The sequence below is a fragment of the Inquilinus ginsengisoli genome (assembly GCF_031453975.1).
In the GTDB taxonomy this organism is placed as follows: Bacteria; Pseudomonadota; Alphaproteobacteria; order DSM-16000; family Inquilinaceae; genus Inquilinus; species Inquilinus ginsengisoli_A.
The window spans coordinates 43,860-59,899 of sequence record NZ_JAVDPW010000002.1 but is presented as its reverse complement, the minus strand read 5'-3'; the positions used below and the strand labels follow the sequence as shown (position 1 = coordinate 59,899).

Below are 16,040 nucleotides of genomic sequence, written 5' to 3'. Positions count from 1 at the left end.
GGGCCCATTGCTCTGTCGCGACGTCGGCACGATCCATGAGTCTTTTCTCTCGACGTAATGTATCTTGACGATAAGACATATTGCGTCTACCAACATAGCAGCGAGACAAAAGCGCGGCTCGCAGATCAAGAGAAGGAGGGACGTGATGCCCAAGATGATTTTCGTGAACCTGCCGGTCCGCGATCTCGCCGCTTCGACCACGCTCTACCTCGCGCTCGGCGGCACGCTGAACCCGCAGTTTTCGGGCGAGCAGTCCAGTTCGATCATGTTCTCGGACGCAATCGGGGTGATGCTGCTGACCCACGCCCACTATGGCGTTTTCACCAAGCGCCCGATCGGCGACGCGCGGCGCGACAGCCAGGTCCTGCTCGCCCTGAGCGTCGACAGCCGCGACGCGGTGGATGCGACGCTGGCCCGCGCGGTGGCGGCCGGCGGTCGCGCCGATCCCAACCCGGCGCAGGACCATGGCTTCATGTTCAGCCGCAGCGTCGAGGATCCCGACGGCTATGTCTGGGAGATCATGTGGATGGATCCGGCGGCGATCGCAGGGACGCCCGAGACCGCGTGATCGGCCGAACAGAACGGGCGTCCTGATCAATCCGGGCGCCCGTCCCGCCGAGTCGATGGCCCGAGGCAGGCGGATCGAGGTCGAGTACCGGACACTGGAGCAGGAGATAACCGCGCGCGGCAGCAATGTCTGCCAGTTCGGCAGCTTCGACTACGCCTCGGACGCCGAGAATTTCGCCGCCAGGAATTTCGGCGGCAAGGGCAGCCCCTGCAGTTGCCGCTGAGGCGGCCGGCGCGTCATCGCTTCGGCGCCAGCGGCACGATCGGCGGTCTCGGGGCCGGTTGGGCCGGCGGGGAGACCTTGACCGACGGTGCGGGCGTCGCCCTCGGCGGCGGCTTGATATTCTGGAGGACCGGCTGCCGGTCGTGGGTCAGCGGCGGCGTGCCGCCGTTGACGCAGGGGGCGCCGATGGCGCCGGGGTTCACGATGCATTGCGCCTGGGCCGCCGATGCGGCGGCGAAGGCAAGGCCGGCGACCAGCGCCAGGCGGATCATGGATCTCATCATACTGACATGCACCGCGGCCGGCCGGCTTCAATGGCCATTCGACTCACCCCAGACGCATCCTCGAACGGTCTCCCCTGTGGCTTGCCAGCCGACAGCTTCAGCCCTCGGGCTGGACCGATGGAAATGTCCAGGTGCCGTCGAGGATCTCCGCACGCGGGCGGAACAGGCGCACGGTGTAGTTCCATCCCGGCGTGATCGGCAGGCAGTTCGGGGCTGTGCCGTCGCAGCCGCCGAACCGGATGGCGACCGAACCGTCCGGGCCCTTCCTGGCGTTGAGGCTGTTCACCGCATAGGCGTTGTCCGGGTTCGGCTGGAGGTAGCCCGCGCTGTTATAGACGGTCAGCGACCAGAAGCCGTCTACCGGCACGTCCCCGACCCTCAGCGCGTAGACGGTGCGGCCGTCGTTCCGGGCCGGCGTGGTCGGAAGGTAGAGCGCGTCCTTCTCAGGCGCGCCGCCCCACAGCATGGCGCTGCCGATCAGGTGCCGGACCGGGTCGACCGCGTCCGCGTCAGGACCGAACATGCGCCGCGTGTCGGACACCGTGGTTCCCAGCTGTTGCAGCGCCGCCTGAATGGTCTTGAGGCTGGCCTCGTCCCAGTGGGGAACTGCGAAGGTGCCGGGCCGGTCCTGGCCGAGCGTGACGGCATCCTGCAGGGCGTGGACCTGGCCGACATCCTGCTGGTTCGCGAAATCGACCAGGAAGCGCACCACCACGATGGCGTAGCGCGTGCCGACCGCCTCCCGGGTCAGGGTGTGGGGGCCCGGGCTGTAATAGGTGGCCCGGGTGTACTGGTCCTCGTTGACGACCTGCATCCCCATGAAGCGCCGGCCGGCATCCGGCAGCGTGATCGTCGCCGGCCCAGCGTCGAGGTCGAGGATCGCGAAGGAATACAGCGTGTCGCGGTTGGGGCGCACGATGCCCTGTTGGACCGGGGGCGCCAACTCGCGGCCATGCTTGAACCGTCCGAAGCCGCCGGCCTTCACCACCCCGGCGAAGTTCACATCGGTCTGGGCGCGGCTGTAGGTCTCGACGGTGACGGGCTGGGCCGGTGCCGCCGCCGTCTGGGCCGATGCGATGGAGCTCGCGATCAACGACATGGCCGCCAAGATCCTCATGCTGGTCAGTTTCATCGTGCTTTCCCGGGCGAAAACCCCCTTCCCGATGCGCGGCACCCTAGGCCGATCGAATATGAAGATTAACCGGCAAGATTGGTAACAAGTCTCTCAGAAATGGTATGCTCCCGGCATGGATCTGGATGCCACCCGCATGTTCGTCGCGGTGGTCCAGGCGGGCAGCCTTTCGGCAGCGGCGGCCCGTCTCGGAACCCCGCTGCCCACGCTGAGCCGTCGCATCCGCGAGCTGGAGCGGCAGCTCAAGGTGCAACTGCTGGAACGCTCGGCGCGCGGCACCCGGCTGACCGATGCCGGGGCGAGGCTGTACGAGCATGCCAGCGGCGGCATCGAGGCGCTGCTGGAGGCCGAGCAGGCGGTGGTCAGCGACCAGGCGCGGCTGAAGGGGCGCCTGCGCCTGTCGCTGCCCCAGACCTTCGAACCGTGGTGGGACCTGCTGGCCGCCTTCCAGCGCCGCTACCCCGACATCGAGGTCCACGTCTATTCGACCGAACGGCGCATGGACCTGGTCGAGGACGGCATCGACGTCGCCCTGCGGGTCGGCGCGATCGTCCACGAGGCCATGGTGGCGCGGCGCCTGCTGTCCTTCCGCAATGTCCTCGTTGCCAGCCCAACGCTGATGGAGCGGCTGGGCCTGCCGACCGGACCCGACGCGCTGCATCGCTACCCCTGCGCGGTGTGGGCGACGCGCCTCGATGTCCCGGCCCGCTGGGATCTGGGCGGGCAGGTGGTGGCGCCCCGGGCGGTGCTGTCCACCAACGACTACCACCAGCTGTGCAGCCGGGCGCTGGGCGGCGACGTCGTGACTGAGCTGCCGCCCTTTCTGGTGGCCAGGCCGATCCGAGAGGGGCGGCTGGTGCAGCTGCTGCCGCAGCACCCGCTGCCGGAATGGCCCCTCCACCTGGTCTATCCGCCCCACCGCCACCCCTCGACCATCGTCCGGACCTATCTGGACTTCTGCCAGGGCTATCTCCCGCAGATCGTCCAGGCCTGCGATATCGGCGGCGGCGGGTGAGCGGAGCGGGGCGGCGGGCCCGCCTCAGGGCTTCGTGGCCGTGTCCTGGTTCCGGAACGCCGCCTCTCCGGCGTCCGACACCTCGACCCATTTCTTGTCGGGCGCCGCGTCCGCGACGTAGCTGTCGTGCCAGTTCCACCATTTGTAGGTCGGGGTCTGGGGATAGCCTTCGGGCGAGTCCTCCCACACCTCCTGCCGGCCCAGCGGTGTGATGTCGAGGTAGTTCCAGGTGCCCCCCATCTGCTCGTCGCCGCGGTTGTTGACGAAATAGGTGCGGAACACGCGGTCGCCGTCGCGATAGAACACGTTGGTGCCGTGCCACTCGTCCACGCCGAAATCGGCGTCGAAGCTGTCGGTGACGGTGAACCACGGGATCTCCCAGCCCATCCGCGCCTTCAGCCGCGCGATATCCGCCTGGGGCGCCCGCGAGACGAACACCAGGGTGGTGTCGCGGGCGTTGAGATGGGCGAGGTGGGCGACCTGGTCGGCCACCATGGAGCAGCCCCGGCAGGCATGGTCGGGCCAGCCGAACACGCCCGGCTCGAAGAAGGCGCGGTAGACGATCAACTGGCGCCGGCCGTCGAACAGGTCGAGCAGGCTGGCCTTGCCCGCAGGCCCGTCGAACGCATATGCCGTTTCCACGGCCATCCACGGCATGCGCCGGCGCTCGGCGGCCAGGGCGTCGCGGGCGCGGGTCTGGGCCTTTTCCTTCACGAGCAGCTGGTCGTGGGCCGCCTGCCACGCCTGCGGCGACACCACCGGCGGCGTGCGCATGATGGCCCGGGTGCCGTTCCGTCCGGTCTCGGCTGATGTGGTCATGGTTGCAACCTCCTGATTTGGGCGGGCTCCCGCGCCTCGCGGTCGAGGTGAGATGCCATGTCCCTGCTCATCGCTGGTTGTTGGTCGTGACAGAGATTTGGGCCGGACATCGGACAGGGGGGAGTGACAAGTATGGCGTGAGTCCGTTCGCGTCATCGCTTGCGCGCCACGATGTAGGGACGGCCGTCGTTGCCCTTGGTGGCGTGGCTTTCGGGACGTGGCCGGGCCAGGCGGGCGTTGCATGCCGGTCCGGCATGGCTTTAGCTGGCCTGGATGTCACGAGCGCGGGGCGCAGGCCATGGGCCAGGGGACCCAGCCCGGGTGGATCGTCGTCCTGAACGGCGCGCCGCGGGCGGGCAAGTCGAGCATCGCTGCGGCGATCCAGGACAGCTTCGACGGCCCCTGGATGAATTTCGGGGTCGACGCCCATGTCCGGCACGTCACCCCGCCGCGCTATCGGCCCGGCATCGGGCTGCGGCCGGGCGGTGAGCGCCCGGAGCTGGAGCCCTGGGTGCCAGTGTTCTACGCCGCCTTGTACGAATCGGTCGCCGCCCATGCCCGGTTGGGGCTGAACGTCGTGGTCGATGTCGGCCACCACGACGCCCATGCGGTGCCGCGTGACACCCTGCGCGACTGCGCCCGGCGCCTCGCCGGGCTGCCGGCCCTGCTGGTCGGGGTGCGCTGCCCAGTCGAGGAGATCATGCGCCGCCGCCGGGCGGGACAGCCGGGGCGGGAAGGGGAGTATGCCACCGCCATGGCGGCGGAGCCGGTGCCGGCCCCGGTCCTGCTGTGGCAGCGCGAGGTGCACCGCCCGGGGATCTACGACCTCGAGCTCGACACCTCGCAACTGAGCCCGGAGGCCTGCGCCGCGGCGATCCGCCGGCGCCTCGACGACCCCGAACCGACCTCGGCCTTCCGCCGGCTGGCCGAGGCTGGGTAGTGCCGGTGCTGACCGGCTGGGATTGTGGCGCGAAGATGCTTAAGCTCGGGGTTTCCGGCTGGACCGGCGGCCACGGTCGCGTGTCGTGCCCCGGCGGCATCGGCGCAAAACGCCGGGGCGGGCTGGAACAGCCACGATCCCCAAGCGTTCGCGCTGGGGGAGAGGAAAACGCCGTTCGACCCGGACTCGCACCGGGCCGTCTCGCAACGGGCTTCGTCAGATGAGGCCGATCCGGTTTTCGGGAGTGGAGACGTCACCATGCCCCAGCATCTCTGCGATATCTGCCAGGCCCGGCCCGCCACGGTCCGCGTCACCGTGCTGCAGAACGGCCAGCGCCGGCAGCTGGATGTCTGCGATTTCCATTACACCCAGCTGACCCGGCACCAGCGCTACGTCTCGCCGCTCGAGGCGCTGGTCCGCGGCGGCGGGCTCGATGACGTGCTCGGCCAGGGCGGCCAGGGCAACGGCGTGCCGGCCGGGCCGCCACGCCGCGGCCCGCAACGGCCCGAGGGCGACGCGCTCAACATACAGCAGCATTTCAGCGAGACCTCGAAGGAGCTGCTGCAACGCGCGGCGGAGCGGGCGGTCAACGCCGGCAAGCGCGAGGTCGACACCGAGCACCTGCTGTATGTGCTGTCGGTCAGCGATGTGGTCCAGGCGATCCTGCGGCGCTTCAAGATCTCGCCCGACGACCTGCGCAACTACATCGACCAGAATGCGCCGCGCGGCGACCCCGGCACCATCGGGCCGCGCACCGAGGTCGGGGTGTCGCCGCGGGTGAAGAGCGCGCTGGACCATGCCTTCCTGATCTCGCGTGAGCTCGGCCACAACTATGTCGGGCCGGAGCACCTGCTGCTCGGCCTCGCCGCAGTGCCGGAGAGCTTCGCCGGCAACCTGCTGAGCAAATACGGGCTGACGCTGCAGGCGCTGCGGCAGCAGACCGTGCGCACGGTCGGGTCGGGGGCGGAGGAGGGGCCGGTCGAGGTGCCGTCCAACACGCCCCAGGTCGACAAGTACAGCCGCGACCTGACCAGGCTGGCGCGCGAGGGCAAGCTCGACCCCGTGATCGGCCGGTCGCGCGAGGTCGAGACCACGATCGAGATCCTGGCCCGGCGCAAGAAGAACAACCCGGTGCTGATCGGCGAGCCCGGCGTCGGCAAGACCGCCATCGTCGAGGGGCTGGCCCAACGCATCGTCAACGGCGAGGTGCCGGACACGCTGCGCGACAAACGGCTGGTCGAGCTGAACGTCAACAGCCTGGTCGCCGGCTCGAAGTTCCGCGGCGAGTTCGAGGAGCGGGTCAAGCAGGTGATGGACGAGATTGCCGAGCACCGCGACGAGCTGCTGCTGTTCATCGACGAGGTCCACACCATCGTCGGCGCCGGCCAGGGCGGCGGCGAGGGCGGGTTGGACGTCGCCAATGTGTTCAAGCCGGCGATGGCGCGCGGCGAGATGAACCTGATCGGCGCCACCACGCTGAACGAGTACCAGAAGTACATCGAGAAGGACGCGGCTCTGGAACGCCGGTTCCAGCCTGTGCTGGTGGCCGAGCCGACGGTGGAGCAGACCATCGCCATCCTGCGCGGGTTGCGCGACCGGATGGAGGGCCACCACAAGGTCACCATCCAGGACGAGGCCTTCGTGGCGGCGGCGGAGCTGTCGGACCGCTACGTCTCCGGCCGCTTCCTGCCGGACAAGGCGATCGACCTGATCGACCAGGCAGCGGCGCGCGTCCACCTGTCCACCACCTCGCGCCCGGCCGAGATCCAGGAGCTGGAATCGGAGGTCGCGCAGCTGAAGCGCGAGCAGGCCTACGCCACCTCGCGCAAGCAGTACGAGCGCACCAAGGCGTTCGAGGAGCAGGTGGCCGAGAAGGAGAAGACGCTGGCCGACCTGACCGACGAGTGGAAGCGCCGCATCGGGTCGAGCACCGCCGAGGTCACGGTCGAGCACATCGCCGAGATCGTCTCGAAGCTGACCGGCATCCCGGTCACCGAGCTGACGGCGGAAGAGAAGGCCAAACTGCTGCAGATGGAGGAGCGGCTGCACCAGCGCGTGATCGGCCAGGAGGAGGCGATCCGCGCGGTCAGCGACGCGGTGCGGCTGGCCCGGGCCGGGCTGCAGCAGGGGCATCGCCCGATCGCCAACTTCCTGTTCCTGGGCCCGACCGGCGTCGGCAAGACCGAGCTGGCCAAGGCCCTGGCCGAGGTGGTGTTCGGCGACGAGGACGCGATCATCCGCATCGACATGAGCGAGTATATGGAACGCCACGCCGTGTCCCGGCTGATCGGCGCCCCGCCCGGCTATGTCGGCTACGACGAGGGCGGACAGCTGACCGAGCGGGTGCGCCGCCGGCCCTACAGCGTGATCCTGCTCGACGAGATCGAGAAGGCGCATGCCGATGTTTACAACGTGCTGCTGCAGGTGTTCGACGACGGCCGCCTGACCGACGGCAAGGGCCGGGTGGTCGATTTCAGCAGCACCCTGATCATCGCCACCTCGAACCTCGCCTCCGACATCATCATGGGCCGGCAGAGCTCGATCGGCTTCAACGCCACCGCCAACGGCATCAAGGGCGACGTGATGACCGTGCTGCGGCAGCATTTCCGGCCGGAGTTCCTGAACCGGATCGACGAGATCATCATCTTCCACGGCCTGACCGGCGAGCAGATCAAGGCGATCGTCCGGCTGCAGCTGGCCCGCCTGGTCAAGACGGCCCGCGGCCAGGACATCGAGCTGGCGGTGGACGACAGCCTGGTCGACCACCTCGCGGCCGAGGGCTACCAGCCGGAATACGGCGCCCGTGAGCTGCGGCGGCAGATCCGGCAGCTGCTGGAGACCCGGCTGGCCAAGGCGATGCTGAACGGCGAGGTGAAGGAGGGCGACCGAGTCACCTTCCGCTACGACAAGGGCGAGGTCGCCTTCAAGGTCGAGACGCCGAAGCCGGCCAAGCCGGCCGGGGCGAAGCCGGCGAAGGCCGCCAAGGCGAAGGCCGCGAAGCCGGCAAAGACTGTGAAGGCCGCCGGGAACGGCAAGGCGTCCCCGGCCAAGCGCGTCCCGGCCGCGAAGCCGGCCAAGGCCGCCAAGGCACCGGCGGCCGGCCGGAAACCGGCGAAGGGCAGCCCCCCGGCCCGCAGCCGCGGCTGAAACCGGGGCATCTGCTCAGCTTTTGGGCAGGCGCGGGCCCCGCAACCCTCCGGGCCCGCGCCTGACTCAACCGACGCATGCGTCGGGCCGGCCCTCGATCGCAACTTCCCGCTGGCACTTGCGCGCCCAGCCGCCGATAACAGCGGCTCGATTTGGTCCGAGGATTGGATATGATCGCGCGCGTCATTGCCGTCGAGCCGTTCGACATCGTCGTGTTCGGGGCGACGGGAGACCTGTCCCAGCGGAAGCTGCTGCCCGCGCTCTATGAGCGCGACAAGGCCGGGCAGGTGCCGCCGGAGGCCCGGATCATCGGCACGTCCCGCCGGCCGCTGTCCGACGACGAGTTCCGGGACTTTGCCCGCAAGGCGATCCTCGAGCACATCCCGACGGCGGAGCAGAGCGGCACGGTGCTGGACGATTTCCTGGCCCGCCTGTCCTACGTCCCGGTCGACGCCAACGCCAAGAAGGGCTGGGCCGACCTCGGCAAGGCGCTGAAGGACGGTGCCGAGCGCATCCGCATCTTCTACCTCGCGACTTCGCCGGACCTGTTCGGAGAGATCTGCGGCCAGCTTGGCCAGCACGGGCTGGTGACCGAGCGGTCGCGAGTGGTGGTCGAGAAGCCGATCGGCAAGGATCTCGAATCCGCCCGCGAGCTGAACGACGCGATCGGCCGCGTCTTCCCGGAGGAATCGACCTACCGGATCGACCACTATCTCGGCAAGGAGACGGTGCAGAACCTGATGGCGCTGCGCTTCGCCAACGCCCTGTTCGAGCCGCTGTGGAACTCCTCGCACATCGACCATGTCCAGATCACCGTGGCCGAGAGCCTCGGGGTCGAGGGCCGTGCCGGCTATTACGACGGCGCCGGCGCGCTGCGCGACATGGTGCAGAACCACATCCTGCAGCTGCTCTGCCTGGTCGCGATGGAGCCGCCGACCTCGATGGAGGCCGCGTCGCTGAGCGACGAGAAGCTGAAGGTGCTGAAGTCGCTGAAGCCGATCACCGACGGCATGGTGAACACCGCCACGGTGCGCGGCCAGTACCGGGCCGGCGCCTCCTCTGGCGGCGCGGTGCCGGGCTATCTCGATGAGCTGGGCAACACCACCAGCCATACCGAGACCTTCGTCGCCCTGAAGGCCGAGATCGAGAACTGGCGCTGGGCCAACGTTCCGTTCTACCTGCGCACCGGCAAGCGCTTGGCGGCGCGGATGTCGGAGATCGTGGTCACCTTCCGCGCCATCCCGCATTCGGTGTTCGATGGGTCGGCCGGACCGATCTCGCAGAACCACCTGGTGATCCGGCTGCAGCCCGACGAAGGCGTCAAGCTGTGGCTGATGATCAAGGATCCGGGGCCGGGCGGCATGCGGCTGCAGCATGTGCCGCTCGACATGAGCTTCGCCGAGGCCTTCAACGTGCGCAATCCGGACGCCTATGAGCGGCTGGTGATGGATGTCGTCCGCGGCAACCAGAGCCTGTTCATGCGCCGCGACGTGGTCGAGCAGGCCTGGGCCTGGGCAGACCCGATCATCGAGGCGTGGAAGGCCTCCAAGGAGCCGCCGAAGCCCTACACCGCCGGCACCTGGGGCCCCTCCGCCGCGATCGCGCTGATCGAGCGCGACGGCCGCACCTGGCACGAGGACGAGGACTAAGGGGGCTAGCATGTCGATCGCGCGCCACGACTTCCCGACCGCCGAGGCGCTGGCATCCGGCCTCGCCGACCACATCGCGGCAGTGTTGACCGTGCGGCTCGCCCAGGGCGGGCGGGCGGCGCTGGCGGTGTCCGGCGGGCGCACCCCGACCCGGATGTTCGAGGCGTTGTCGGGCAAGCCGCTCGACTGGGCCCGGGTCGACATCACCCTGGTCGACGAGCGCTGGGTGGGCGAGGAGTCCGACCGCTCCAACGCCGCGCTGGTCCGCAAGCACCTGCTGCAGGGCCCGGCGGCGGCCGCGACCTTCGTGCCGCTGCATGTCGATGCGCCGACGCCCGAGGACGGGATGGCGCAGGTGACCGCCAGCATCGCCGCCCTGCCGCTGCCCTTCGCCGTGGTGGTGCTGGGCATGGGCGATGACGGCCACACCGCCTCCTTCTTCCCCGGCGGCGACCGGCTGGCCCAGGCCTTGGCCCCGGCGGCCGGACAACTGCTCGAAACCATGCGCGCCCCCGCCGCCGGCGAGCCGCGCATCACCTTGACGCTGCCGGTGCTGCTGGCGGCGGACGCCCTGTGCCTCCATATCGAAGGGGCGGGCAAGCAGCGCGTGCTCGAGGCGGCGCTGGTCGCCGGCCCGGCCGAGGCGATGCCGATCCGCGCCGTGCTGACCCGGTCGGTGCGGCCGGTCGAGATCTTCTGGTGCCCGTGACCATCGGCTTCAGAAGCTGATAGTCAACTATAAGAATCTGCCATAACATATTGATCGTTATGGGATCGGGCTGAACATCCTTCGCTTGGCCCGGTCCGGTGGCGAGACCGTCCAGCCAAGGAGCCAGCCTGATGGTGCAAGCCCGCATAGCCGAGGTCACCGAACGGATCGCGCGGCGCAGCCACGATGCCCGCTCGGCCTATCTCGACCGGATCGCCGCAGCCGCCGAGGCCGGCCCCACCCGGCGGCGGCTGGGCTGCGCCAACTTCGCCCATGGCTTCGCCGCCTGCGGCGTCGACAAGGGCGCGCTGCGCGAGGGCGAGGGCCCCAACCTCGGCATCGTCACCGCCTACAACGACATGCTGTCGGCGCATCAGCCCTTCGAGCGCTATCCCGAGCTGATCCGCGAGGCGGCGCGGGCCGTCGGCGGCACGGCGCAGGTGGCGGGCGGCGTGCCGGCGATGTGCGACGGCGTCACCCAGGGCGAGGCGGGGATGGAGCTGTCGCTGTTCTCGCGCGACGTCATCGCCTTGTCGACCGCGGTCGCCCTGTCGCACCAGATGTTCGACGCCGCCGTGTTCCTCGGCGTCTGCGACAAGATCGTGCCGGGGCTGGTGATCGGCGCCCTGTCCTTCGGCCACCTGCCGGCGGTGTTCATCCCGGCCGGGCCGATGCCGTCCGGCCTGCCGAACGACGACAAGGCCAAGGCCCGCCAGCTCTATGCCGAGGGCAAGGTCGGCCGCGACGCGCTGCTGGAGGCCGAGGCCCAGTCCTATCACGGGCCGGGCACCTGCACCTTCTACGGCACCGCCAACACCAACCAGATGTTGATGGAGATCATGGGCCTGCATCTGCCGGGCTCGTCCTTCGTCAACCCCAACACGCCGTTGCGCGACGCCCTGACCATCGAGGCCGCCAAGCGGGCGCTGGCGATCACCGCGCTGGGCAACGAGTTCATCCCGATCGGCCGGCTGATGGACGAGCGCGCCGTGGTCAACGGCGTGGTCGGGCTGCACGCCACCGGCGGGTCGACCAACCACACCATCCATCTGATCGCCATGGCGGCGGCGGCCGGCATCGCCCTGACCTGGGACGATTTCGCCGACCTCGCCGAGATCACGCCGCTGCTGTGCCGCGTCTATCCCAACGGCAAGGCCGACGTGAACCACTTCCACGCCGCCGGCGGCACCGGCTTCCTGATCCGCGAGCTGATCGGCGCCGGCCTGCTGCATGACGACGTCGCCACCATCCTCGGCGGCGGGCTGGACCGCTACACCGTCGAGCCGGGCCTGGACGTCGACGGGGCGGTGGTGTGGCGCGACGCGGCGGCGACCAGCGGCGACACCGCGGTGCTGCGCGGCGCGGCCGAGCCGTTCCAGGCCACCGGCGGCCTGCGCGTGCTGGACGGCGATCTCGGCCGGGCGGTGATCAAGACCTCCGCCGTGGCGCCGGAGCGCCATGTGATCGAGGCGCCGGCCAAGATCTTCCATTCGCAGGAGGAGCTGCAGGCGGCGTTCAAGGCCGGCGCGCTGGACCAGGACTTCATCGCGGTGGTGCGGTTCCAAGGCCCCAAGGCCAACGGCATGCCGGAGCTGCACAAGCTGATGCCGCCGCTCGGCGCGCTGCAGGACCGCGGCCGCAAGGTGGCGCTGGTCACCGACGGCCGCCTGTCCGGCGCCTCGGGCAAGGTGCCGGCGGCGATCCATGTCACGCCCGAGGCCTCGGTCGGCGGGCCGATCGCCAAGCTGCGCGACGGCGACATCCTGCGCCTCGACGCGGTCACCGGGCGGCTGGAGATCCGCGACATCGACGCCGAGGAATGGGCGGCGCGCGAGGACGCCACCGCCGATTTGGCGCCGTCGCATGTCGGGGTCGGGCGCGAGCTGTTCGCCGCCTTCCGCAACGCTGCCGGACGGGCGGATGCGGGTGCTTCGATCTTCTGAGGCCGAGGGGCCCGAACAGAATCGTCATCCCCGCGAAAGCGGGAATGACGATGAGGAGGGAATGCTCGGCGTCACACGATCCCGAGCATATGGATCAGGCCGAAGCTGATGGCGCCGAGCACCAGCAGCGAGAGGGTAACCGCGGCGGTCACGCGCGGGCCGGCCTTGGCCACGCTGCGCAGATCGGTGCTGAGGCCGAGCGCCGCCATCGACAGCACGGTCAGCCAGGTGGCCGCCGCCGCGGTGGGGGCGAGCGCCACCTGCGGGATCAGCCCGAACGAGCGCAGCACCGCGAGCAGCAGGAAGCCGTCGATGAACCAGGGCACCAGCTTGTGCCACGGCATCCGGCCCGTGCTGCGCACGGCTGCGCCGTCGGTCCGCCTCCGGGTCACCAGCGTCAGGCCCAGGATCACCGGCCCGAGCATCAGCACGCGCATCAGCTTGACCAGGGTGCCGAGCTGCACTGCGATCGCGCCGATCGGCGCCGTGGCCGCGAGCACCTGGGGCACGGCGTAGACGGTCAGCCCGGCCAGCACGCCGTACTGCACCCCGCTCATATGCAGCAGCGCCGGCAGGAAGGGCAGGCCCAGCACCACCAGCACGCCGAGCACGGCGGTGAAGGCGATCGACGCCGCCACCTCTTCGCCATCCGCCCCGATCACCGGCGCCACCGCGGCGATCGCGGAATTGCCGCAGATCGAGTTGCCGCAGGCGACCAGCACCGCCATGCGGTGGGGCAGGCCGAGGCCGCGCCCCAGCCCGTAGCTGGCGGCGATGGCCACCAGGACCACGGCGGCGATGCCGACCAGCAGGGCCGGGCCGGCGGTCACCACCGCGCCGATGCTCACCGAGGCACCGAGCAGCACCACCGCGATCTCCAGCAGCGTCTTGGCGCTAAAGCCGATCCCGGCGCGCCAACGCTGGTTCGGGGTCCAGACCGTGCGCACCACGGTGCCGACCAGGATCGCCAGGACCAGAGCTTCCAGCCAGGCGTGGCCGAAGATGCCGGCCTCCAGCCGCTCCAGCAGGACCGCGACGATGGTGACCGCGCCGCACAGGACGAGACCCGGGGCCAGCCGGGCGATGGTGCCCGGGACAGACCCGGCGGCCGCCGTCAAACGGTGCGCCATGGGGAGGGTGGCTGGCAGCTGGGGCCGGAATGGGTCGACGATCGCCATGGCAGACTCGGATTTCTAAGGTGCCTGCAAGATGATCCGCGCCGATCAATCAATCCAACGCATTCAATTTCTCAAATCGATCGACTTTGTCGATTGGTCTGTACTTTATGCCCTCCCCCGGAGGTCCGCTTGACCGATGTGGCGGCGGCAGCGAGGCGGGACTTATGATCTCCCGTGAACGATGATCCCCGACAGATCGGCGCCGCCATGAAGATCCTCGCCATCTCCGGCAGCCTTCGCGCCGGGTCGTCCAACACCGGGCTGCTGCAGGCCATGGCGACGCTGGCGCCGGCCGGGGTGGAGGTGGCGGTCTATGGCGGCCTGGCCGACCTGCCGCATTTCAACCCGGACCTCGACCCCGAGGCGATCCCGGCGGTGGCGGAGTTCCGGGCGCGGCTGGCGGCGGACGGCGTGCTGATCTCCAGCCCGGAATACGCCCATGGCGTCGCCGGGGTGATGAAGAACGCACTCGACTGGGTGGTGGCGACCGGCGAGTTCGTCGACAAGCCGGTGGCGCTGATCAACGCCTCGCCGCGCGCCCATCACGCCCAGGAAGCGCTGACCGAGACGCTGGTGGTGATGACGGCGCGGATGGTGCCGGAGGCCTCGATCGCCGTCCCGCTGCTGGGCCGCAAGCTGCCGGAGGGCGGCATGCTGGCCGATGCCGAGATCGCGACGGCGCTGCGCGGGGCGATCGAGGGTTTCGTCCGGGCGATCGGGACGGAGACGACGGCTTCGTAGGTTGGGTTCGCATATGCGAACCCAACATCGATCCGCCGGCTGGGTGTTGGGTTCGCGGTGCGAACCCAACCTACGGACTGGAGTGCCTTACGCCGTCTGTTCCTTGGTCTTCAGGAAGCGCAGCGTCGGGTTTTCCTTGGTCACGGTGTCGAGGTGCCAGGCGTTGCGTGCCAGGAACACCGGCGCCCCGTCATGGTCGTCGGCCATGGCGCTGCGCAGACCGTCCTGGAAGGACTTCAGCGCGATCGGGTCGTCCGATTCGACCCAGCGGGCGGTGTAGTAGGGCGCCGGTTCGAAATGGACCGGGATGCCGTATTCGGTGCGGATGCGGTCGGCCAGCACCTCGAACTGCAGCCCGCCGACCACGCCGACGATCCAGTTGGCGTCCAGCACCGGCTTGAACACCCGGGCAGCGCCTTCCTCGGCCAGCTGCTCCAGCGCCCGGCCGAGATGCTTGGCCCGCATCGGGTCGTCCGGCCGCACCCGCTGCAGCAGCTCCGGCGCGAAGCTGGGGATGCCGGTGAAGCGGAGATCCTCGCCCTCGGTCAGCGCGTCGCCGATGCGCAAATTGCCGTGGTTGGGGATGCCGACGATGTCGCCGGCCCAGGCCTCCTCGGCCAGCTCGCGGTCCTGGGCCAGGAACAGCACCGGGTTGTGCATGTTCATCAGCTTGCCCGAGCGGACATGCTTCAGCTTCATGCCGCGCTTGAAATGGCCGGAGGCGAGGCGGACGAAGGCGATGCGGTCGCGGTGCTTCGGATCCATGTTGGCCTGGATCTTGAACACGAAGGCCGAGACGTCGCTCTCGGTCGGGTCCACCGTCCGGCCCGCCGTCGGCTGGGGCCGGGGGGAGGGGGCAAGGGCGCCGATGCCGTCGAGCAGCTCGCGCACGCCGAAATTGTTCACCGCCGAGCCGAAGAACACCGGGGTCAGATGCCCCTCGCGATACATCTCCAGGTCAAATTCCGGGCACAGCGCCCGGGCCATCTCGACCTGCTCGCGCAAAGTGGCGACGGCATCGGCCGGCAGCAGCGCGTCGAGCTTGGGGTCGTCCAGCCCGCTGCAGGTCTCGCCGAGCTCCGGCATGGCGCCCTTCGAGCCCTTGGCCATCAGCACCAGCCGGTCGTGGAACAGGTCGTAGCAGCCCAGGAATCCGCGGCCGCTGCCGATCGGCCAGGTCGCCGGCGTCACGTGCAGCTGCAGCTCCTGCTCGATCTGGTCGAGCAGGTCGAACGGGTCGCGGCTCTCACGGTCCATCTTGTTGATGAAGGTCGTGATCGGCACGTTCCGCATGCGGCAGACTTCGAACAGCTTGCGGGTCTGCTCCTCGATGCCCTTGGCCGCGTCGATCACCATCACCGCCGAATCGACCGCGGTCAGGGTGCGGTAGGTGTCCTCCGAGAAATCCTCGTGGCCCGGCGTGTCCAGCAGGTTGAAGGTGTGGCCGTCATAGTCGTAGGTCATCACCGAGGCGGTGACCGAGATGCCGCGCTCGCGCTCCACCTTCATCCAGTCCGACCGGGCGCGGCGCTGGTCGCCGCGGGCCTTGACCGCGCCGGCCATCTGGATGGCCCCGCCGAACAGCAGCAGCTTTTCGGTCAGCGTGGTCTTGCCGGCGTCCGGATGGGCGATGATGGCGAAGGTCCGGCGGCGTTCGATCGGGTCGATATTCGAGGGCATGATCGGTCAGTCA

At 69.5% G+C, this 16,040-nt stretch carries 14 protein-coding genes; 9 read left to right on the top strand and 5 right to left on the bottom strand.

Annotated elements, in window-relative coordinates; genetic code table 11:
- Positions 1 to 145: 145 nt before the first annotated feature.
- On the top strand, positions 146 to 568 hold the full coding sequence (locus E9232_RS04105; RefSeq protein WP_309792305.1) for a VOC family protein: 423 nt from the start codon (positions 146 to 148) through the stop codon (positions 566 to 568).
- A gap of 55 nt (positions 569 to 623) precedes the next feature.
- Positions 624 to 791 (top strand): hypothetical protein, encoded by a 168-nt coding sequence (locus tag E9232_RS04100; RefSeq protein WP_309792304.1) that lies wholly within the window; start codon positions 624 to 626, stop codon positions 789 to 791.
- A 13-nt stretch (positions 792 to 804) separates the two neighbouring features.
- Here the strand turns inward: E9232_RS04100 and E9232_RS04095 are convergent, their stop codons facing one another.
- The gene (locus E9232_RS04095) at positions 805 to 1,062 is read right to left on the bottom strand and encodes a hypothetical protein (protein ID WP_309792303.1); all 258 of its coding nucleotides are present in this window, start codon (positions 1,060 to 1,062) and stop codon (positions 805 to 807) included.
- A 109-nt stretch (positions 1,063 to 1,171) separates the two neighbouring features.
- Entirely contained in the window at positions 1,172 to 2,173 is a 1,002-nt protein-coding gene (locus E9232_RS04090; protein WP_309792302.1) for a DUF1254 domain-containing protein, read from the bottom strand.
- A 148-nt stretch (positions 2,174 to 2,321) separates the two neighbouring features.
- On the opposite strand from E9232_RS04090, the gene E9232_RS04085 reads away from it, so the two are divergent.
- The gene (locus E9232_RS04085; RefSeq protein WP_309792301.1) at positions 2,322 to 3,221 is read left to right on the top strand and encodes a LysR family transcriptional regulator; all 900 of its coding nucleotides are present in this window, start codon (positions 2,322 to 2,324) and stop codon (positions 3,219 to 3,221) included.
- A gap of 24 nt (positions 3,222 to 3,245) precedes the next feature.
- Here the strand turns inward: E9232_RS04085 and E9232_RS04080 are convergent, their stop codons facing one another.
- Positions 3,246 to 4,040 (bottom strand): DUF899 domain-containing protein, encoded by a 795-nt coding sequence (locus E9232_RS04080; RefSeq protein ID WP_309792299.1) that lies wholly within the window; start codon positions 4,038 to 4,040, stop codon positions 3,246 to 3,248.
- A 298-nt stretch (positions 4,041 to 4,338) separates the two neighbouring features.
- Between E9232_RS04080 and E9232_RS04075 the strand changes: the two genes are divergently transcribed.
- From E9232_RS04075 to edd, 5 genes are all read left to right on the top strand, one after another.
- Positions 4,339 to 4,980 (top strand): chloramphenicol phosphotransferase CPT family protein, encoded by a 642-nt coding sequence (locus tag E9232_RS04075; RefSeq protein ID WP_309792298.1) that lies wholly within the window; start codon positions 4,339 to 4,341, stop codon positions 4,978 to 4,980.
- 258 nt (positions 4,981 to 5,238) lie between these two features.
- On the top strand, positions 5,239 to 8,127 hold the full coding sequence (locus E9232_RS04070; protein WP_309792297.1) for an ATP-dependent Clp protease ATP-binding subunit: 2,889 nt from the start codon (positions 5,239 to 5,241) through the stop codon (positions 8,125 to 8,127).
- A 170-nt stretch (positions 8,128 to 8,297) separates the two neighbouring features.
- Entirely contained in the window at positions 8,298 to 9,776 is a 1,479-nt protein-coding gene (zwf, locus tag E9232_RS04065) for a glucose-6-phosphate dehydrogenase (RefSeq protein WP_309792296.1), read from the top strand.
- 10 nt (positions 9,777 to 9,786) lie between these two features.
- A complete protein-coding gene (gene pgl / locus E9232_RS04060) occupies positions 9,787 to 10,485 on the top strand; it encodes a 6-phosphogluconolactonase (RefSeq protein ID WP_309792295.1) in 699 nt (232 codons plus the stop codon).
- A gap of 131 nt (positions 10,486 to 10,616) precedes the next feature.
- On the top strand, positions 10,617 to 12,428 hold the full coding sequence (gene edd, locus E9232_RS04055) for a phosphogluconate dehydratase (protein ID WP_309792294.1): 1,812 nt from the start codon (positions 10,617 to 10,619) through the stop codon (positions 12,426 to 12,428).
- A gap of 71 nt (positions 12,429 to 12,499) precedes the next feature.
- Here edd and E9232_RS04050 read toward each other — a convergent pair whose 3' ends face one another.
- Positions 12,500 to 13,606, bottom strand: a complete 1,107-nt coding sequence (locus tag E9232_RS04050; RefSeq protein ID WP_445351979.1) for a YeiH family protein — start codon at positions 13,604 to 13,606, stop codon at positions 12,500 to 12,502.
- A gap of 174 nt (positions 13,607 to 13,780) precedes the next feature.
- Between E9232_RS04050 and E9232_RS04045 the strand changes: the two genes are divergently transcribed.
- Positions 13,781 to 14,347, top strand: a complete 567-nt coding sequence (locus E9232_RS04045) for an NADPH-dependent FMN reductase (protein ID WP_309792293.1) — start codon at positions 13,781 to 13,783, stop codon at positions 14,345 to 14,347.
- A gap of 87 nt (positions 14,348 to 14,434) precedes the next feature.
- Here the strand turns inward: E9232_RS04045 and E9232_RS04040 are convergent, their stop codons facing one another.
- A complete protein-coding gene (locus E9232_RS04040; RefSeq protein ID WP_309792292.1) occupies positions 14,435 to 16,027 on the bottom strand; it encodes a peptide chain release factor 3 in 1,593 nt (530 codons plus the stop codon).
- Positions 16,028 to 16,040: the final 13 nt, after the last annotated feature.

Bases quoted from the DNA above. Each gene is read 5' to 3' on its own strand.
- E9232_RS04095 (WP_309792303.1), bottom strand. From the start codon at position 1,062: ATGATCCGCCTGGCGCTGGTCGCCGGCCTTGCCTTCGCCGCCGCATCG.
- E9232_RS04070 (WP_309792297.1), top strand. From the start codon at position 5,239: ATGCCCCAGCATCTCTGCGATATCTGCCAGGCCCGGCCCGCCACGGTC.
- E9232_RS04040 (WP_309792292.1), bottom strand. From the start codon at position 16,027: ATGCCCTCGAATATCGACCCGATCGAACGCCGCCGGACCTTCGCCATC.
- E9232_RS04050 (WP_445351979.1), bottom strand. From the start codon at position 13,606: ATGGCGATCGTCGACCCATTCCGGCCCCAGCTGCCAGCCACCCTCCCC.
- edd (WP_309792294.1), top strand. From the start codon at position 10,617: ATGGTGCAAGCCCGCATAGCCGAGGTCACCGAACGGATCGCGCGGCGC.
- E9232_RS04085 (WP_309792301.1), top strand. From the start codon at position 2,322: ATGGATCTGGATGCCACCCGCATGTTCGTCGCGGTGGTCCAGGCGGGC.
- E9232_RS04100 (WP_309792304.1), top strand. From the start codon at position 624: ATGGCCCGAGGCAGGCGGATCGAGGTCGAGTACCGGACACTGGAGCAG.
- E9232_RS04075 (WP_309792298.1), top strand. From the start codon at position 4,339: ATGGGCCAGGGGACCCAGCCCGGGTGGATCGTCGTCCTGAACGGCGCG.
- E9232_RS04090 (WP_309792302.1), bottom strand. From the start codon at position 2,173: ATGTCGTTGATCGCGAGCTCCATCGCATCGGCCCAGACGGCGGCGGCA.
- pgl (WP_309792295.1), top strand. From the start codon at position 9,787: ATGTCGATCGCGCGCCACGACTTCCCGACCGCCGAGGCGCTGGCATCC.
- E9232_RS04080 (WP_309792299.1), bottom strand. From the start codon at position 4,040: ATGACCACATCAGCCGAGACCGGACGGAACGGCACCCGGGCCATCATG.
- zwf (WP_309792296.1), top strand. From the start codon at position 8,298: ATGATCGCGCGCGTCATTGCCGTCGAGCCGTTCGACATCGTCGTGTTC.
- E9232_RS04105 (WP_309792305.1), top strand. From the start codon at position 146: ATGCCCAAGATGATTTTCGTGAACCTGCCGGTCCGCGATCTCGCCGCT.